We start from the raw sequence: 14,135 nt of genomic DNA, 5'->3' as shown, positions 1-14,135 counted from the left end.
CCGCACGCCCGGTTTCATCCTTTCGGGCGACCAGCCGTAACTCCCCTCCGGTCCCGAGTCGTTGCACGGTCGCGGTATCCGCCGCGAACCATCCATCTGCGAGGTTGACCCATGAACCGCACACGACTTCTCGGCCTGGGACTGGTCGGTCTCGCGGCCGTGCCGGCGTTCGTCGTGGCCGGCGTCGCGAGTCCGGCCGAATCTGCCGCGCGCGCACTGCCGGTGCCCGTGGTGCAGACCTGTACCGGGTACCAGACCGAGACCTTCACTCCGGGGTTGAACTCGACGCTGCGTCAGGTCGCGGGCGAGGGCAGTGGCGAGTTGACGTCCTGCCTGCCGTTCGGTGGCGCGCTGCCCGCCTCGGGCCGCGTCACCTCCACCATGTCGGGGATGATGAGCTGCGACGGGGGCACGCGCACGCGCACGACGACCATCACCTGGGACGACGGCGGCACCAGCACACTCGAGGAATCCGGCGGCGTCGAAACCCCGGTCGGCGGGGGGCGGTCGGCGGTCTTCAGGGGCGAGGTCCGGTCCGGACGTTTCGCGGGCGACACGACGGTCACCACTCGGACGCTGTCACCGTTGCCCAAGCCACAGTGCGCGACCGAAGCGGGCCTGACCGAGGCCGGCGGCCCACTCGTGGTGGAACTCACCCACCTCTCCTGATCCGCCGGCGGGCTCGACTCCCTCAAGATCGAACAAGACGCACCGACACGGCGACCCGCGCGATGAAACGCGGTCGGCGACGGGGTCGTTCGACACGCCGGCCGCCCGACGAACCGGCGCGGCCGACGTGCCGTAGTCGAGACCCTCACCCACAACCGCCCGGGTCACGGACCTGCGTCGGTCGAATGCACGAAACGGCGCGCGGTGTCCCCTGCCGGGCCGTCGCGAAGGACGTGACGGCGTCGGGAGCGGCACACCTACGTTGCGAGGACCGACATGCGGACGGTCGACCGGGAGGCTGACGGTGTGTGGCGGATCGTCTCGATGAACCGGTCGAAACTACAGCGGGAACGTCACTGCGGATTCCTGACGGAGCGAAACCGCGAACGGGAGCGGGACGTCCGACAGGATCCAGAGCTCGACGCCGGGCTCGTCCCAACGCGGACGGCAGGCGTACGCCTTGTAGTGGGGGTTGTTCAACAGGCCTACGGCGTACTGCTCGCAGGCGTAGGTGGACGAGAACGCCCGCTTGTACCGCCACTGGAAGTCGTCCAGCGCGGACGGGCTCGTGCCCGTGGACGTGGTGGCCGCCGTAGTAGGCGCCGTGCCGGGCGCGGCGACGGCCGGAGCGACGGCGGAGAGCGCGCCGAGGGCCAGGCCGATGGCCAGGACTCCCGACGCCCTACGAAGCTTGCGGTTCATGGACCTTCCTTTCGGGGAAACGACCGACGGATGTCGGCCGCCGGATCGAACGACCCGACCATCGGATCGAACCAAGGAAGTACGTTGAAACGCAAGGGAGTTCATGCTCAAAAGGCTCCTCGCCGACCGTCGGGAACCCGCCGTACCGACGGCAGGAACCACTACGGCAGTCGGGTGCCGATGCGGAGGATGACGTCGCCCGAGCCGTCAGGGGACGGGTGTGTCGACCAGACCCGTTCGGAGATCGTGGTGCCGCGGGTGGTGGTGTACTCGGCCACCCACAGGGTCGCCCGCTCGTCCGGATCGATCAGCACCTGTGCGGTGGTTCGCGAACCGTCGGCGAACATCAGGTCGCCCGGTACCCTGCCGGCCCGGTGCGGGTCCGTCGACCCGGGAGTGTGCACACGTACCAACGCGCCGGGATACAGATGTGAGCCGGCGGCCCGCAGGACCGGCCGCTCCGTCGTCTCGCTCATCCGTGTCGATCCTTCCCTCGGGTGCCGCACCGCGCGCCGCGGCAGTCGCGTCCCTGCCGTTCCGCAGCGGGCGGTGGGCGGGTGGGCGGACCCGATCGTCGCCCATGATTCCTCGCCCATCCAATGCCATCCGGTGCGGGAGCGCCCCTGGCGGTGGGCCCTTCGGGTGGGCGGACCCGCGCGGGTGTGCATCGGGGTGAGTCCCCGGCGTGAGGAACCGGGTGGGCGTCCGTGCCTCGGGCGGCGCCACCGTCACCCCGTCCGGCATCTCCGCCGCCTCGTTCCAGCGCGCGACGGCGCCCTCCTACTCGGGTCCGGCAGCTTCGAGTCCACCTGAGGCCACGGGCCGGTGAACCGGCACGGAGGAGATCGACCGTGCCGGGTACTTGGCCCGGCTCCGCTCCCCCGCCGCCGGCCCGCACGTGCGTAGGGCCGGTACCGATGGGTGTCGGCGCCGGCCCCGGGTCGCTCGTGTGCGTCGTCAGTCCTTGAGGGCGTCCTTGACGTGTTCGCCGGCCTGCTTGAGGTCGCCCTTGACCTGGTCCGCACGGCCTTCGGCTTCGAGTCGCTCGTTGCCGACCGCACGTCCGGCGGTCTCCTTGGCCTTGCCCTTGACCTTGTCGGCCATGTTGTCGGCCTTGTTCGCGGCGCTCATGCGTACTCCTCCGGATCGACGATGACGTCCCACGCCTGCCCCGACCTTGCCGATTCACACCCCGGTCGAGACGCCGGAACACGACCTCCGCCCCACGCATGCCGGCGCTGTTGGGCCGCCCACGACCTGTGGCGGCCCTCTTGTCTGCTGCTACCGGTCCGTGTCATCCACCATCGAGTTCCGGGGATCATCCCTTCTCTTGGGCCCGACGGCTTGAATCGAATGATCGAATCCCCAGAATTCGATACGCACGGGAAATGAGAGGTGCCGCGCCACTCCAGTTGCCCAGGGGAATTCGGGCCGATGATTTCCGGTCATTATGGGCGGACAATGCATTGGACCCGGGAAATTGGTGAGGAGCGTCCTGTCAACCGTCAACGAATAATCGAGTGGGCGTGGGTTTCCGGGCTTCCTCCGAGTGTCGCGGCGCATACTGTCGGACCTCGGCGAAACTCCCGGTGCCACTCCCCCACTCTTGGGGAGACAACGATGCGCATCGCGATCATCGGAGCGGGCATCGCCGGGCTGACCGCCGCCTGGCTGCTGGACGAGGAGCATCAGGTCACCGTGTACGAGGCCGCCGATCGCATCGGTGGCAACATTCGTACCGCCACGTTCGGCGGCGCCGGGGACAGCCCGGTCGCGGTGGATCTCGGTGCCCAATTGCTCTCCCCGACGGCGTACCCGTGCCACACGGCGTTGCGCCGGGCCCTGGGGCTGAGCGTCGACCACACGCTGGACGTCCCGTTGACCACGACGCTCTCGCGGGCGGGTCGGGCGGCGCCGACGCTGGTCACCCCCGACTCCTCGGCCGCGGCAACCGAGGGGCGTACGCCGGTGTCGGGCCCGGCGGCACACACGTTCACGGAACTGCTCACCGCTACGGCACGACTGGAGGCCGAGAACGGGCCGGTCACCACGACGGTGGGCGACCTCGCCGGCGCACGGGACTTGCCGGTCGACGAGGTGCGGGACACCTTCTTGGTCTGGTGCGCGTCCCTCGTCGGCTGCACCGTGGACCAGGCCGCCGATATACCCGCACGAGCGGTGGCCGGCTGGATCACGGGCGCGTCGCCCGAGCACCCGGACGCCGCCCCGGTTTGGCACCTGCTGGCGACCGGTCTGGGGGAACTCGTCTCCCGCATCGCCGACTCCCTCGGCAGCAACGTCCGCGTCGGCGCACCCGTACGCGCCATCGACGTCGAGGACGGGCGCCCGTGCCTGCTCGGCGCGGCCGGCATGAGCGCATACGACGCGGTCGTCGTTGCGACCTCGGCTCCCCGAGCCCTGGACCTCGTCGCGGGTTGTTCCGATCTGAAGCCCTCGGCGGAGCTGCTGGCGGCGTTCGACTACGTCCCCACCACGGTGGCCCTGCACCGCGATCCGGCGCACATGCCCGCCGACCGGGCGTACTGGTCCACCACCTGCATCACCACGGATGATCGATGGGCCGAGAGCACCGTTCGGCTGGGGCCGGTTCTGGGCACCGACGTGTTCAAGAGCTGGATCACCCACCGCGCCGAGCCCGAGGACATCATCGCCCGCGCGGACTTTCGCCAACTGCGCCCCACCGTCGCCGGGGCACGGGCCGCCCGGTCGCTCGCAAGTCATCAGGGCCGCCACGGCGTGTACTTCGCGGGCAGCCACCTCGGGGACGCCGACAGCCAGGAGAGCGCGGTGCGCTCGGCGATCCGGGTGGTGCGTGCGCTGGTCACCCGCGGAGACCGATTGGCCGTGGTCGCCGCCGACCCCTCCCGGCACTGACCGGCCGCCCCGATTCGCCAGGCAACGGCCGGCGCCGCCGAGGCGCCGAGGCGGCCAAGCGAGCAGACCGCCGGGCGCGGTGAAAAGGAAACGCGAAGCGGCTTCACGGTTTCCGATTTACGGCATCTTCGGTGATTCGGAGAGGTCCGATTGTCGATCGATCGTTCGGGTGGCGGTGGAGCGTAGGACGCCACGCTTGCCGATGGCGTCGATCCGGGAATCCATGATCGGTATTCGGGCGCCCTCCGATTTCCGCCGGCTCGCGAATTCGCAGACCCGGCGCCATGATCCGGCGCGGACTGCCGACGCTTTCCTTCAGGCCCGTCGAGACATGTATTTCCCATGAGCCTTTTCCATTTTCGGCAGGAGATTCCATGGTCACCTCACATCAACCCCCGTGTCCCGAGCACGCCCGTCTCCGAAACCGCCCGCGCACGGACTACCCGCGCGATGCCGGCATCCCGGCGCTCTTCGCGGAGCAGGTCACCGCGCGCCCCGACGCGCCCGCCGTCGAATGGGTCGGCGGAGTCTGGAGCTACGGCGAGCTGGAAGAGCGGGTTCGCCGCGGCGCCACGGGCCTGCGGGCGCGCGGCGTGGCCAAGGGGGACCACGTCGCAGTGCTGATCGGTCGCTCCGCGGACGCGGTGGCCGCGACCCTCGCGATCCTGTACGCGGGTGCCGTGTACCTGCCCGTCGATCCCTCCTACCCCGCCGACCGCATCGCACGAATCCTCACCGACGCCGACGTCCGCACGGCGGTGTCCGCGCCCGGCGCGGACGTCGAGGTACCCGACGGCGTGGACGTCGTAGGCACGGACGAGTTGTTCGCCGCCCCGGACCGGGCCGACGAGCAATGGTGGCGTGGGCGCGCCGCGGGAGAGGCGGCGTACGTCATCTACACCTCCGGTTCCACCGGCGCGCCCAAGGGTGTGGTGTGTCCCCATCGCGGCCAGACGAGGCTGGCCCGCGACACCGGCGACCTTCGTGTCCTGCCCGAGGACCGATGGCTCGCGACCACGAATCCGACCTTCGACGTCTCCTGCCTCGAAATGTTCGCGACCCTGCTCAACGGCGCCTGCCTGGTCGTCGCCCGCGACGAGGACCTGTTGGATTCCAAGGCGTTGGAGAGCGTGCTGCGCGAAGCGCGGATCAGCGTGACGTGGCTGAGTGCCGGACTGTTCCACCAACACGCCCACGTCGCGCCGGAGATGTTCGCGAGCCTGCGCTGCCTGATCGTGGGCGGCGACACGGTCGGACCGCGCGCCGTGCGGGCCGTGCTGCGCCACGGGCGGCCGGGAATGCTCCTCAACGGCTACGGGCCCACCGAGAATTCCTCGCTGTCCACGACCCACCGGGTCGACGAGTTGTCCGCGCGGGCGGAGAACGTACCCATCGGGATCAACGTCGCGGGCTCGACGTCGTACGTGGTCCGTGACGACGGGACCATCGCCGACCCCGGCGGGACCGGCGAGTTGTGGGTGGGCGGCGACGGCGTCGCGCTGGGCTATCTCAACGACCCGGAGAAGACGGCGGAACGCTTCGTCGAGGACCCCTGGACGCCCCCCGAGGTGCGCTCGCGCCTGTACCGCACCGGCGACATGGCGCGGTGGCGCGAGGACGGCGCGCTCGAGTACCTGGGGCGCCGCGACCGCCAGGTCAAGCTGCGCGGCTACCGGGTGGAACTGGACGAGGTCGAGGCGGTGTTGTCGGCCCACGCACGCGTGCGGCAGGCCGCCGTGGGCGTCGTGGGCGAGGGCGCCGGCGAGGTGTTGGTGGCCGCGGTCGTGGCACATTCCGACCGGGAGCGGCGGCGCCTCGCGCAACGCCTGCACGAGCATGTGCGCGACCGGCTCCCCACCTACATGGTCCCCGCCCGCATCACCGTGGTCGATCGTCTGCCCTTGACCACCAGCGGCAAGATCGACCGGGGCAGACTCGCCGAGTTGTCGGCACCGGCATCGACACCGGGCACCGGCGACGAGGAACCGCGCGGCGAATGGGAACAGGCCGTCGCCCGGGTGTGGCACGACGTCCTGGACGCCGACGCGGTGTCCCGCGACGACACGTTCTTCGCGTTGGGCGGCACATCCCTGCGTGCCACGCGGATCACCGCCGCTCTTCGCGAACGGCTGCACATAGACCCCGGATACGGCCGCACGATGATCCGTGACCTGGTCGGCGACCCGTCGCTGGCCGACTTCGCCGCCGCGGTGCACGCGTTGCACGAGGGACGTGCGCACGACGACACACCCGTGGACTTCGCCGCGGAGGCCCGACTCGCTCCCGAAGTGCGCTTCGACGCGCCCGCGTCCACGCATCCGCGAAGCCCTCGGCAGGTGTTCCTCACCGGAGCGACCGGCTTCCTGGGCGTACACCTCGTCGAGCAACTCCTGGGCGCGGGGGTGGAGCGGGTGCACTGCCTGATCCGCGCGGACGACGCGCAGGAGGCCCTCGACCGCCTGGCCGCCCGGATGCGGCGGCACGGCGTGAACCCCGAACCGCTGACGGACCGCGTCGTCCCCGTGCCGGGCGAACTCGCCGAGCCGCGCTTCGACCTTTCCGACGACGCCTGGAACGGCCTGGCCCGCGGGATCGACCTGATCGTGCACTGCGGTTCGCGCGTCAACTTCGCCTACCCGTATGCGGCGTTGGCGCCGATCAACGTCGGGGGAACCCGTACCGTCCTGGAACTCGCGGGCGAGCACACCCTCAAGCCGGTCCACCACATCTCCAGCATCGCGGTGATCGCGGGCTTCGGTACCGCCGGGATCGAGCACGTCGACGAGGACACCCCGCTCGAGCACGCCGACCGCATCTCCCTGGGCTACCCCGAGACCAAGTGGGTCGCCGAGAAGCTGATCGCCGAGGCCGGCCGGCGCGGTCTCCCGGTGGCCATCCACCGGCCCTACGAGATCACCGGCACCCGCGACCGCGGCGTGTGGAACACCGACACGATGATGTGCGCGCTCTTTCGCACCATCGCCGAGACCGGCCTCGCCCCGGACATGGGCCTGCCCCTGGATTTCGTGCCCGTGGACTTCACCGCCGAGGCGATCGTGCACATCATCACCCACCAGGAACCCGACGGCCGCGTCTATCACCTCACCAACCCCCACGACGCCCGACTGCCGCTGCTGGTCGAGCGTTTGGTCGCCATGGGCTACCCCGTGCGCACCATGCCCTACGACGCCTGGAGTGGCATGCTCGCCGACCTCACCGCCCAACTGCCCGATCACCCCATGGCCCCGTATGTCGCCATGTTCGTCGAACCCGCCCATGACAGCGACGTCACGGTCAAGCAGATGTACACCGACGGCACCTTCCCTCGTTTCGGTCGTCACAACACCGAAGCGGCGCTCGCCGAAAGCGGCCTGGTCTGCCCGCCCGTGGACGCGGAGCTGCTGGATACCTACCTGCGCGAGTTCCGCCGCACCGGGTATCTCGCACCGCCGCCCGAAGGGCACTGACCGCAACCACCCGAGCCCGACGCGCGAAAAATCGCGCGACCGGACCACCACACACGACGAATCAGGAGATCCCCGATGACCCGCATCGACGCCGCACGACTCGTCGAGGAAGTCGAGAACCGGCGCCTCGCCCACCCCGTCCCCAACGCCCTGCTCGCCACCGACACGGAGTTGACCCCGGACCACCTGCGACGCCTGATCGGCATCGAAGCCCAGTGTCACCGCACGGAGTTGGCGGCCTACGGCACGATGCTCTCCCGCTTCCCGCACCGCCCCGCCGCCGACCTGTACCTGCAGCTGGGCCGCCTGGTCCACGACGCGTCCCCCAAGCTGGACGAGTGCGTCCGGGCTCTGGGCCTGGACCCGGCCGAGATGAAGTTCCGGCCGCCGGAGAGCGCGGCGTACGCCTTCGACGGCGTCGTCTCCTGGGTGGCTGTCCAGGGATCGCAGGCGGCCACGGGAATGTCCTCGTACGCCGACCTGACCTGCTACTACTCCGGGTGTGCCGAACTGGTCGCGCGTGTGCGGGCAGTGGGCCTGAAGGTGCCGGACGAGTTCCTGTCCTACTACGAGGACGACAGCCCCGACGAATTGTGTCGCCTCGCGCTGGAGGTCGTCCAGGACGGTCTCGACCGAGGTGACGACCCCGGCGAAGTCCTCCTGTGCGCCCGCCTGTTGGACGACAGCATCGGCGACTTCTGGCGCGCCGCGGCCGCCGTGTGAGCACCCCAGAGCGGTCCGGAGCCGACGCGCCGCCTCGGCGTCCGGTCACCGACCGACGATTCGATCGACAGGAGGAGACCCGGTGAGAATCGGTATCGCGGGGGCGGGTGTCGCCGGGCTGACCCTGGCCTGGTTGATCGACGGAATCCACGACAGCGTCGTACTCGAAGCCCGGCACGACCTCGGTGGAAACTTGCGTTCGCGGCGGTTCGTCGACGCGGGCGGCGTCGCGCGGGTGATCGACCTGGGCGTGTACAGCGTGTCGTTGGAGGCGTTCACGCTCTTCGAGAGCCTGACGCGCAACCTCGGACTGGGCGAGGACGATTGGATCACCACCGCGGCGACCTACACCATCGCGGAGGCCGGACGGGAACTCCCGCTGTTCCAAGGCCCCCTGACCGCGCCGGGCGACGACGAGGCGGCGGAGAGCGGCCCTTCGACCGCGGACGCGCGGCGGGCGATCGCCATGCTCGTGCGCGAGGCCGCCGACTGGATCGCCCAAGACCTGGACTGGGCGACTCCGCTGCGCGACGTCGTGGAACCGTGGCCGCTACCCGCGGCGGTGAAGGAGAACCTGGTCTACGCCCTGCCCTCCTCGCTCTGGGCCTGTGATCTGTCCCGGGCGTCGACGCTGTCCGCGCGGGCGACGGCGGCGGTGTTCGCAAGTGACGCGCCGGCCGGCACGACACCGACCACGCAGACCCTGCGCGAGGGCATGCAGGACGTGGCCCACCGACTGGCCGCCCGACTGAATACCGCGGACCTGCGCCCCGGCACCGCGCTGCGGCACATCCGCCGCGTGGGCGATCGACTGGCGATGATCGACTCTCGGGGCGACACGCACACCGTGGACGCGATCGTCCTGGCCGTTTCGGCCGACACCGCCGCGGAGGCGCTGCGGGACCTGCCGGAAGCGGACATGGCCCGCCGCGCGCTCTGCGCATACCGCTACGCGGACATCGCTCACGGCGTGCACCTGGATCCCTGCTACCTCTGTCCCGACTCCCTGTACCGATCCACGACGAACGTCACCGTCGACGGTGGCCGGGCACTGAGCACCGTCCGACGCCGATTCGACGACGGCGGCGAAGCCTTCGTCAGCCGACTCGACCACCGCGAAAGCCTGCCGCGTCGCCTCCTCGCCCGGGCCGGGTTTCGCACCCTGTTGCCGTTCCCGGCGACGTTCGCCGCACAAGGCCGACTCCGCGAACTCCAGGGCCACCGCGGCCTGTACTTCGCCGGCCACGTCATGACGCAGGTCCCGACCCAGGAATCGGCCGTGGTCTCGGCCGTGGACGTGGCACGAGCCCTGGCCCCCGACAGCCCCCGCCTGGCAGCACTCACCCCACCTCGGAAGGCGACACCATGACCACCCCCACGCCCGTGTTCCGAAACCGCGAGGCCCACATCGGCGACCTCGTCATCCCCTGTATCGACGTCTCCCGCGGCGTCACCACCGAACCGTCCGCGATACCCGGGCTGCGCAACCCGTCGGACGTCGTCGAGATCACCCGGGCCTACGCCGCCGGCAGCGCCCGAAAGGTGTTCCTCGACGTCTTCGACACGTGGGAGCGCATCGACTACCTCCCCGGCGTGCTGCGCGGGATCAAGGAGGTCGGAATCGATCCGCTGGTCTCCGTCGAGCACGGTCGTCTCCCGTCCGTACGGCACATGGGAGACCTGCTGGCGGCCGGCGCGGACGTCGTGTCCGTCAGCACCGCGATGGTGGACGACCCGCAGATCGTGGAAGCGGCTGTGAGCGAATACGGCGGGGAACAAGTCATGGGCGTCATCAACAGCAGGCGGACGGGTCCGGACGATTGGGAGGCGTACGTCCGCGACGGCGAGCAGCCCTCCGGAGCCACCGCCGCGTCCATGGCGGGCCGATTCGCCGGCTTGCGGGTCGGAGCGATCCTGGCGAACAGCATCGATCGCGAGGGAACCGGGCAGGGCTTCGATCTCGCCCTGACCCGTGCCGTGTCCGAGGCCTCCGGACTGCCGGTCATCGCCTCCGGAGGGTGCGGCACGCTCCAACATCTGCGTGACGCCCTGCGCGACGGCCACGCCACCTACGTACTGGTCAACAAGATGGTCCACGACGGCAAACACTCCGTCGCCGAGATCCGGGACTTCCTCCTCGCCGACAGCCTCTACCGGCCGGGCCACTGATGCGCACCGTCGTCTTCCGAGAGCACGGGGAACCCGCCGACGTGCTGTCCGTGACCGACATCGCGCCGACCGACCCCCTCCCGGGTGAGGTCCGCGTACGCCTGACCGCGCGCCCCATCAACCCCTCGGACCTGCTGTGGATCCGCGGACGCTACGGCCGAGCGGCCCGCTTCGGGCCGCTCGCACCGGGCTGTCCACCGGCCGCCCCGGTGGGTTTCGAGGGAGCGGGAGTCGTGGACAAGGCGGCTCCCGACGTGCACCTGCGGCCGGGCAGCCGCGTCGCGGTGTCCGCCGACGGAACCTGGCGGGAGTACCTCAACGTGCCCGTCGCGGACGTGATCGAGATCCCCGACTGTCTGCCGGACGACCTCGCCTGCCAGATGACCGTCAACCCGATGACCGCGAACCTGCTCCTGGACGACCTGGATCTGGCCGCGGGTGACGTGCTCCTCCACACCGCCGCCACCTCCACGGTGGGTCGGATGATCACGGCGTTGGCGCGACGACGCGGCATCCGGTGCGTCGGTGTGATCCGCCGACGTCACCGCGGCCTGACCCCGTCGGACGACGATTCGGCGGAAGTCCTCGCCGACCCCCCGGAGCGGGCCCGTGAGCAGATCGCGATCTTCGCCGGAGCCGGGGGCGTCACAGCCGCCCTCGACGCGGTCGGGGGCGCCACCGGCCGACTCGCGCTGGACTGCGTGCGCAACGGCGGACGGATGACCGTCTACGGCATGCTCTCGGGATCCGACATCGCGCTCCCACCCGACTCGCTGGTCTTCCGCGGCGTCACCCTCGACGGTTTCTGGCTCCCCGAACGCCTGAAGGCCATGCTGCCCGAGGAGGTCGGCGAACTCGTGCGCACGGTGACCGATCAATTGGCACACCATCACCTGGACGCGCCCGTCGCGGGTCGCCACGACCTCGCGGACGTCGGCAACGCCGCCCGAAACGCCGAAAGCCGCACGGGCACAGGCAAGATCCTGCTCGTAGGCTGACTGCCGAAAGCGTGCACAGGCGACTCCCCTCCCGCCGGGCGCCATACCCGGGGTGGGACGGCTCGCCGCCGTGTCGTTGAACGGGCGACGGCACCGCCCGCCTGGTGGTCGCCACCACGGATCCGGCCGCCCTGCCCGCGCGATTCACCTGGTACCTGGCCACCAACCCGCCCCGGCCAGGATCGCTCCGCGAGGCCACCAGTCGACACCCGGCCGCCGACCCGGCGTCCCGGTCCGATGGACCAAAGCGCGACAGTTGTCACCAACGACCCACACCGAGCCGCGGTTTCCCCGGGACGGGGCGTCCGCAGGAGGCGAGGACGGCGGGGTCGTCGTCGCGGTGCTCGTCGGCCCGGAACGACCGAACCCCACCGCGTACCGGCACCGCCGCAGTCGCCATTCGCCCGGCGACCACGGCCACGCCCGCCGCGAAGTCTCCGTCCCCGGGGGGACTTCGCGGGCCGGGTGCCTCCCACAGCCCCCGGCGACCCGGGCCCACGCACGGCCCGAAAGCAAGAGTTGCGCGATAGCGGCGCCGGACGCCGATTCGCCCGTCCGACGGCCCTTGACTTTCCCAGTGGGAAAGTCGGATGCTTACTTTCCCACTAGGAAAGTGAGGTTCCATCATGACCGACACCGCTCCGGAGCAGGCCCGCGCCGCGCTGGACGCCGTCGACCGTGCCCGGCGCCACGTGGCCGACGAAGTCGGTCTGCCCCGCGGCTACTGGTGGGCGATGGCCGCCGCCTGGAGCGTGCTGGGCGTGCTCGGCAGCGTATGGCCGTGGCTGGGGGCAACCGCGGCCGCGGCCTTCGGCACCGGTCACGCGATCGTCGCGACGCGCCTGCTCGGCGGACGCCGACGCACCGGCCGGGTGCAGGTCAGCGCGGCCGTCGCCGGGCGCCGCACCCCACTGGTGGTGATCGGCATGCTGGTCGTGCTCGTCGGCGCCACCATCGCCGCCGCGCTCGCACTGGACGCCGACGGCGCGGAGCACGCCGCCATCTGGGCCGCGGTGCTGATCGCCGCCGTCATCGGCTTCGGCGGACCGGACATCCTGAGCGTTGCGCGCCGGTGGGCGCGGGCATGACGGCGCCGCGGTTCGACGAACTGATCCACCCCAGCACCCGGTTGACGCTGGTGGCGACGCTGGCCGCCACCGACTGGGCGGAGTTCGCCTACCTCAAGGACCGACTGGGGCTCTCCGAATCGGCGCTGTCCAAGCAACTCGCCACCCTCGAAGAGGCCGGATACGCAACCACCGAGCGCCGCATCAGCAGCGGTCGCCGCAAGGTACGCGCCCGCCTGACCGGCGCCGGCCGAAACGCCTTCGACGGGCACGTCGCGGCGCTCCAGGCCATCGTCGCCGGCGCCACAACGCCCATCGACAGTCCCGCCACCCGCTCCTGACACCGGCACGGCCGCGCCGGCGCACCACCCGCCCGGCGCGGCACGACCGACGCCGGCAACGACCCCACTCCCGGTGCCGCCATCCACGCGTGGGCGATCCGCCTGACGATCGGATGAGTTCCTGGCCGACCCGTGATGGCGATCTTTGAAGGTGGCCGTGACGCACAATTCGCGAAGGTGCGCCACGGCCACGTTCGCGGGCAACCGTCGGCATCCCGCCGTCGGCTCGGGAGCCGAGCGCCTAGCTAGGCCCTGCCCGGCGGATCTTGGTGGATCAGGCCGCGTCGTCCGGTGCCGGGCGGCGCGGACCCGCCAAGATCCGCCGGACAGGGCCTGGGCGTGGGGCCGGGGCGGGGACATCGCATGGGGCCCGGAGTACTCCTGCCCACCGGTGCGGTTCGTGCCCTGTCACCGCTCCGGCCCGCGCCCCGCGCAGAGGCGGTGAGGAGGCGAGCCCGCGTCGGACCGGGCAGGTCAGGCGTGCCGCCGCGATCCGAGTTCCAGGGCCAGCGCCCTCCGTAGCAGGAAATGCGCCCGATCCAGGGGAAGTGAGCCGGCCAACCAGCGCTCGCTGAGGCCTTCGACGAGGGCGGTGAGTCGCTCGGCCGCGTCGACCGGGGCCACGGTCGAGGCGATGTCGCCGCTGTCCTGCCCACGGCGGATCAACTCCTGCGCATCCCGCACCCAGTGCGTAGTGGCTTCGCGCACCTGAAGACCCAACTCCGGCACGAAGACGGCGCTCGCCCGGAACTCTCCCCAAGCCGTGCTGTTCTCCCGCACCTCGGGGGCGTCCTGGAGTTCGAGCATCAGCATTTCCTCCAGCCGGCGGCGCGGATCCAGGTCCGGATCGGTCTCGGACCGCGTGTAGCGCTCGGCGCGCTCGTTGATGAACTCCCAGGTGTGCCGCATGAGTCCCACCCGGTCTCCGAAGTGGTAGTAGACCAACCCGACGGACACTCCGGCCTCGGCGGCGAGTTCCTCCACCCGCAGGCCGCGCACCCCGCGCCGGGCGATGAGCCCGGCGGCGGCTTCCAGGATCAACAACTGACGGCTCGACACCCTGCCACCCCACCGGGGCGGCACAGGGCCACCCATTCCTTGACT

General features: G+C 70.8%; 13 protein-coding genes. 9 read left to right on the top strand and 4 right to left on the bottom strand.

The features are described 5' to 3' along the window. Positions 1 to 111 precede the first annotated feature (111 nt). Positions 112 to 669: a hypothetical protein gene (locus tag ACWGR4_RS04005; protein ID WP_452128093.1), complete on the top strand. Its 558-nt coding sequence runs from the start codon at positions 112 to 114 to the stop codon at positions 667 to 669. 339 nt (positions 670 to 1,008) lie between these two features. Here ACWGR4_RS04005 and ACWGR4_RS04000 read toward each other — a convergent pair whose 3' ends face one another. The 3 genes from ACWGR4_RS04000 to ACWGR4_RS03990 form a co-directional block, all read right to left on the bottom strand. Beyond that, the gene (locus ACWGR4_RS04000) at positions 1,009 to 1,371 is read right to left on the bottom strand and encodes a hypothetical protein (RefSeq protein ID WP_452128094.1); all 363 of its coding nucleotides are present in this window, start codon (positions 1,369 to 1,371) and stop codon (positions 1,009 to 1,011) included. Positions 1,372 to 1,532: 161 nt separating this feature from the next. Beyond that, positions 1,533 to 1,847, bottom strand: coding sequence for a carbohydrate kinase family protein (locus tag ACWGR4_RS03995; RefSeq protein ID WP_380005933.1), 315 nt, complete (start codon positions 1,845 to 1,847; stop codon positions 1,533 to 1,535). A gap of 481 nt (positions 1,848 to 2,328) precedes the next feature. After that, positions 2,329 to 2,502 (bottom strand): CsbD family protein, encoded by a 174-nt coding sequence (locus tag ACWGR4_RS03990; protein WP_380005935.1) that lies wholly within the window; start codon positions 2,500 to 2,502, stop codon positions 2,329 to 2,331. A 489-nt stretch (positions 2,503 to 2,991) separates the two neighbouring features. Between ACWGR4_RS03990 and ACWGR4_RS03985 the strand changes: the two genes are divergently transcribed. The 8 genes from ACWGR4_RS03985 (at position 2,992) to ACWGR4_RS03950 (ending at position 13,031) form a co-directional block, all read left to right on the top strand. Continuing rightward, a complete protein-coding gene (locus ACWGR4_RS03985; RefSeq protein WP_452128095.1) occupies positions 2,992 to 4,266 on the top strand; it encodes an FAD-dependent oxidoreductase in 1,275 nt (424 codons plus the stop codon). 374 nt (positions 4,267 to 4,640) lie between these two features. Continuing rightward, positions 4,641 to 7,733 carry an amino acid adenylation domain-containing protein gene (locus tag ACWGR4_RS03980; protein ID WP_452128096.1) on the top strand — a complete coding sequence of 1,031 codons (3,093 nt, stop codon included), beginning with the start codon at positions 4,641 to 4,643 and terminating at the stop codon, positions 7,731 to 7,733. Between the two features lie 75 nt (positions 7,734 to 7,808). Next, positions 7,809 to 8,456: a hypothetical protein gene (locus tag ACWGR4_RS03975; RefSeq protein WP_452128097.1), complete on the top strand. Its 648-nt coding sequence runs from the start codon at positions 7,809 to 7,811 to the stop codon at positions 8,454 to 8,456. 82 nt (positions 8,457 to 8,538) lie between these two features. After that, positions 8,539 to 9,825, top strand: coding sequence for an FAD-dependent oxidoreductase (locus ACWGR4_RS03970; protein WP_452128098.1), 1,287 nt, complete (start codon positions 8,539 to 8,541; stop codon positions 9,823 to 9,825). Then, a complete protein-coding gene (locus ACWGR4_RS03965) occupies positions 9,822 to 10,625 on the top strand; it encodes a HisA/HisF-related TIM barrel protein (RefSeq protein ID WP_452128099.1) in 804 nt (267 codons plus the stop codon). Before ACWGR4_RS03970 ends, ACWGR4_RS03965 begins: the two co-directional genes overlap by 4 nt. Next, positions 10,625 to 11,623 carry a zinc-dependent alcohol dehydrogenase family protein gene (locus ACWGR4_RS03960; RefSeq protein WP_452128100.1) on the top strand — a complete coding sequence of 333 codons (999 nt, stop codon included), beginning with the start codon at positions 10,625 to 10,627 and terminating at the stop codon, positions 11,621 to 11,623. The genes ACWGR4_RS03965 and ACWGR4_RS03960 overlap by 1 nt, the downstream gene beginning before the upstream one ends. 626 nt (positions 11,624 to 12,249) lie before the next feature. Then, on the top strand, positions 12,250 to 12,711 hold the full coding sequence (locus ACWGR4_RS03955) for a hypothetical protein (protein ID WP_452128101.1): 462 nt from the start codon (positions 12,250 to 12,252) through the stop codon (positions 12,709 to 12,711). Further along, positions 12,708 to 13,031, top strand: a complete 324-nt coding sequence (locus ACWGR4_RS03950; protein ID WP_452128102.1) for a transcriptional regulator — start codon at positions 12,708 to 12,710, stop codon at positions 13,029 to 13,031. The genes ACWGR4_RS03955 and ACWGR4_RS03950 overlap by 4 nt, the downstream gene beginning before the upstream one ends. A 474-nt stretch (positions 13,032 to 13,505) precedes the next feature. On the opposite strand, the gene ACWGR4_RS03945 is transcribed toward ACWGR4_RS03950, so the two are convergent. Beyond that, positions 13,506 to 14,090 (bottom strand): TetR/AcrR family transcriptional regulator, encoded by a 585-nt coding sequence (locus ACWGR4_RS03945; protein WP_380005955.1) that lies wholly within the window; start codon positions 14,088 to 14,090, stop codon positions 13,506 to 13,508. Positions 14,091 to 14,135: the final 45 nt, after the last annotated feature.

The organism is Embleya sp. NPDC055664 (assembly GCF_053618075.1).
This window is presented reverse-complemented; position numbering and strand designations above follow the sequence as displayed.

Bases quoted from the DNA above. Each gene is read 5' to 3' on its own strand.
- ACWGR4_RS03985 (WP_452128095.1), top strand. From the start codon at position 2,992: ATGCGCATCGCGATCATCGGAGCGGGCATCGCCGGGCTGACCGCCGCC.
- ACWGR4_RS03955 (WP_452128101.1), top strand. From the start codon at position 12,250: ATGACCGACACCGCTCCGGAGCAGGCCCGCGCCGCGCTGGACGCCGTC.
- ACWGR4_RS03965 (WP_452128099.1), top strand. From the start codon at position 9,822: ATGACCACCCCCACGCCCGTGTTCCGAAACCGCGAGGCCCACATCGGC.
- ACWGR4_RS03950 (WP_452128102.1), top strand. From the start codon at position 12,708: ATGACGGCGCCGCGGTTCGACGAACTGATCCACCCCAGCACCCGGTTG.
- ACWGR4_RS03995 (WP_380005933.1), bottom strand. From the start codon at position 1,847: ATGAGCGAGACGACGGAGCGGCCGGTCCTGCGGGCCGCCGGCTCACAT.
- ACWGR4_RS04000 (WP_452128094.1), bottom strand. From the start codon at position 1,371: ATGAACCGCAAGCTTCGTAGGGCGTCGGGAGTCCTGGCCATCGGCCTG.
- ACWGR4_RS03975 (WP_452128097.1), top strand. From the start codon at position 7,809: ATGACCCGCATCGACGCCGCACGACTCGTCGAGGAAGTCGAGAACCGG.
- ACWGR4_RS04005 (WP_452128093.1), top strand. From the start codon at position 112: ATGAACCGCACACGACTTCTCGGCCTGGGACTGGTCGGTCTCGCGGCC.
- ACWGR4_RS03960 (WP_452128100.1), top strand. From the start codon at position 10,625: ATGCGCACCGTCGTCTTCCGAGAGCACGGGGAACCCGCCGACGTGCTG.
- ACWGR4_RS03980 (WP_452128096.1), top strand. From the start codon at position 4,641: ATGGTCACCTCACATCAACCCCCGTGTCCCGAGCACGCCCGTCTCCGA.
- ACWGR4_RS03990 (WP_380005935.1), bottom strand. From the start codon at position 2,502: ATGAGCGCCGCGAACAAGGCCGACAACATGGCCGACAAGGTCAAGGGC.